Consider the following 2,557-nt stretch of genomic DNA (forward strand, 5'->3'; position numbering starts at 1 on the left):
GTGCGGGGGCCGCAGCGCTGGCGCATCAAGGCGAACTGGAAGATCGGCGCCGAGAATTTCGCCGGCGACATGTACCACACGCCGCACACCCACGCCTCGATCGTGGACATCGGCCTGTTCCGCGAGCCGAAAGCGCAGAAGCGCAAGGACGGCGCCACCTACTGGGCGCACCGGGGCGGCGGCACCACCTACAAACTTCCGCCGGGCGGCTTCGAGGAGCGGATGCGCTACGTCGGCTATCCCGACGACATGATCGGCCGAATCAAAGGCGTGTGGACGCCGCGACAGCAGCGACTGGTCGGCGAGGACGGGTTCATGATCTCGGCCGCCACCTGTTTCCCGAACCTGAGCTTCGTGCACAACTGGCCCAAGGTGCGCGACGGCCACGACGACGAAACGCTGCCGTTCATTTCGATCCGGCTGTGGCAGCCGGTCAGCGAGCACGAAACCGAGGTGTGTTCGTGGTTCGCGGTGGACTCGGCGGCTCCCCCTCAGTACAAACAGGATTCGTACAAGGCCTATCTGATGTGCTTCGGTTCGACCGGCATGTTCGAGCAGGACGACGTGGAAAATTGGGTGTCGCTGACCACCACGGCCGGCGGTTCGATGGCCCGTCGGCTGTTGCTGAACAGCCGGATGGGCCTTTTGTCCGACGGCAGCCCCGTCGTCGAACCGCTGGCCGCCGACGCGTTCCACGGGCCGGGCAGCGCGCAGGTCGGCTACAACGAATACAACCAGCGCGCGCTGCTCAACATGTGGGCCGACTACCTGCAGGGAAACGGCTAGTGAGAAAGCCATTGCCGTTCAACGATGTTCGGCACTTGCAGGCGCACCAGTTCCTGGTGGAGGAGGCCTACCTGCTGGACGCCCAGCAGTACGAGGCGTGGCTCGAGACGCTGACCGACGACGTCCGCTACGTGATGCCCGTGCGGGTGACCACCGCGCGCGGCGCGGGGTTCGACGCAGCACCGGCACGGGGGCCCGGCATGGCGCATTTCGACGAGGACAAATACTCGCTGAGTCAGCGGGTCGCGCGGATGGGCACCGAGCATGCCTGGGCCGAGGATCCGCCGTCGCGGCTACGTCATTTCATCACCAACGTGCGCACGTTCGAGGCCGACGACCCGGCGCATCTGGTGGTCGAATCGGCCGAGCTGCTGTTCCGCAGCCGGGGCGACGTGAACGAAAGCGCCTTGTTGTCGTGCGGCCGCCAGGACCTGCTGCGCTGGTGCGGCGGTCCCGAAAGGACACTGAAGCTGGCCCGGCGCAATATCATCGCCGACGAGTCGGTGTTACGGATGCAGAATCTGGCGGTGTTCCTGTGAATGACGAACTGCAGCGGCTGCTGGACGGGGCGGTCGGCGAACCCCTTGTCGTGGCAAACGAATTCACCGAGGTGGTGGTGCGCCGGGTCGACACCCGAAACGGCTCGCGGTTGCTGATCAGCGCGCCGCGGTCCGGGCAATGGATCACCCTGGACGCCCTCGAGGTCGAGGCCCTGACTTGGCAGAACGGCCGCACCCTGGCCGCGATGGTGGGCAATTCCCACGCGCCGCTGCTGCCCGATGAGGCCGGGGAGGGCGATGACCGGCTGGCTTGAGGGTAAGCGCGCCCTGGTCGTCGGCGCCGGATCGGGCATCGGCCGGGCGGTGATCGACGCATTTCTCGCCGAGGGCGCGAAAGTTGCCGCGCTGGAACGTGATCAGCGCAAGTGCGCGGCCCTGAGCCGGCAGTTGCCCGGCGTTCCGGTCGTCGAGGGCGACGCGATCACTCGCGACGCCAACGAACGAGCGGTCGACGCCGCCGTGGACGCCTTCGGCGGGCTGGACACGCTGGTCAACTGCGTCGGAATCTTCGACTTTTACCGGGGCATCGCCGACATCGACGCCGATGCCCTTCCCGACGCGTTCGACGAGACGTTCCACACCAACGTGCTGAGCCACCTGCAGTCCGTCAAGGCCGCCCTCCCCCGGTTGCGGGCCGGGGCGGGACCCTCGATCGTCCTGACCGAGTCCGCGTCGTCGTTCTACCCCGGGCGCGGCGGTGCCCTGTACGTGTCGTCGAAGTTCGCCGTCCGCGGCTTGGTGGCCGCCCTGGCTCATGAGCTGGCGCCGCGGATCCGGGTCAACGGGGTGGCGCCGGGCGGCACGCTCGGCACCGATCTGCGCGGGCTCGCCAGCCTGGGACTGGACGGCGTCCGCCTCGACGACACCCCGGACCGGGCGCAGGAGTTGGCCGCGCGCACGCCGCTGAACGTCGCCCTGTCCGGCGAGGACCACGCGTGGAGCTTCGTGTTCCTGGCCTCCGACCGCGCCCGCGGCATCACCGGCGAAACCGTCCGCCCCGACGGCGGATTCGGGCTGGGCGCACCGCATTGACCCCCCTCGACGAGCAACGCGCGCTGGTGGCACAGGGCTGCCGGGTGGCCGCCGCCCGCGGCCTGGTCGACGGCATCCTCGGCCACCTGAGCCTGCGAGTGGACGACGAGCGGCTGCTCATCCGCTGTCGAAGCGACGCCGACACCGGGGTGGCGTTCACCCGGCCCAGCGACATTCGG

Annotated in this window: 5 protein-coding genes; all 5 read left to right on the forward strand. The window is 68.6% G+C overall.

The window, feature by feature from the left end:
- Positions 1 to 786, forward strand: a 786-nt coding sequence (locus tag A9X05_RS03845) for an SRPBCC family protein (protein ID WP_304442437.1), incomplete at its 5' end; no start/stop codon positions are given.
- Positions 786 to 1,325 (forward strand): 3-phenylpropionate/cinnamic acid dioxygenase subunit beta, encoded by a 540-nt coding sequence (locus tag A9X05_RS03850; protein ID WP_067751652.1) that lies wholly within the window; start codon positions 786 to 788, stop codon positions 1,323 to 1,325. The genes A9X05_RS03845 and A9X05_RS03850, both read left to right, overlap by 1 nt.
- Positions 1,322 to 1,600, forward strand: a complete 279-nt coding sequence (locus A9X05_RS03855) for a dihydrodiol dehydrogenase (protein WP_067751649.1) — start codon at positions 1,322 to 1,324, stop codon at positions 1,598 to 1,600. The genes A9X05_RS03850 and A9X05_RS03855 overlap by 4 nt, the downstream gene beginning before the upstream one ends.
- Positions 1,584 to 2,378 carry a 3-(cis-5,6-dihydroxycyclohexa-1,3-dien-1-yl)propanoate dehydrogenase gene (hcaB, locus tag A9X05_RS03860; RefSeq protein ID WP_067779281.1) on the forward strand — a complete coding sequence of 265 codons (795 nt, stop codon included), beginning with the start codon at positions 1,584 to 1,586 and terminating at the stop codon, positions 2,376 to 2,378. Before A9X05_RS03855 ends, hcaB begins: the two co-directional genes overlap by 17 nt.
- Positions 2,375 to 2,557: class II aldolase/adducin family protein (locus tag A9X05_RS03865; RefSeq protein ID WP_231975412.1), on the forward strand; the 183-nt coding region annotated here is incomplete at its 3' end. The genes hcaB and A9X05_RS03865, both read left to right, overlap by 4 nt.

This window comes from Mycobacterium sp. E3298, assembly GCF_001666895.1.
Taxonomy (GTDB): domain Bacteria; phylum Actinomycetota; class Actinomycetes; order Mycobacteriales; family Mycobacteriaceae; genus Mycobacterium.

What these genes read in the sequence shown, in the direction of transcription:
- hcaB (WP_067779281.1), top strand. Translation starts at nt 1,584, where the DNA reads ATGACCGGCTGGCTTGAGGGTAAGCGCGCCCTGGTCGTCGGCGCCGGA.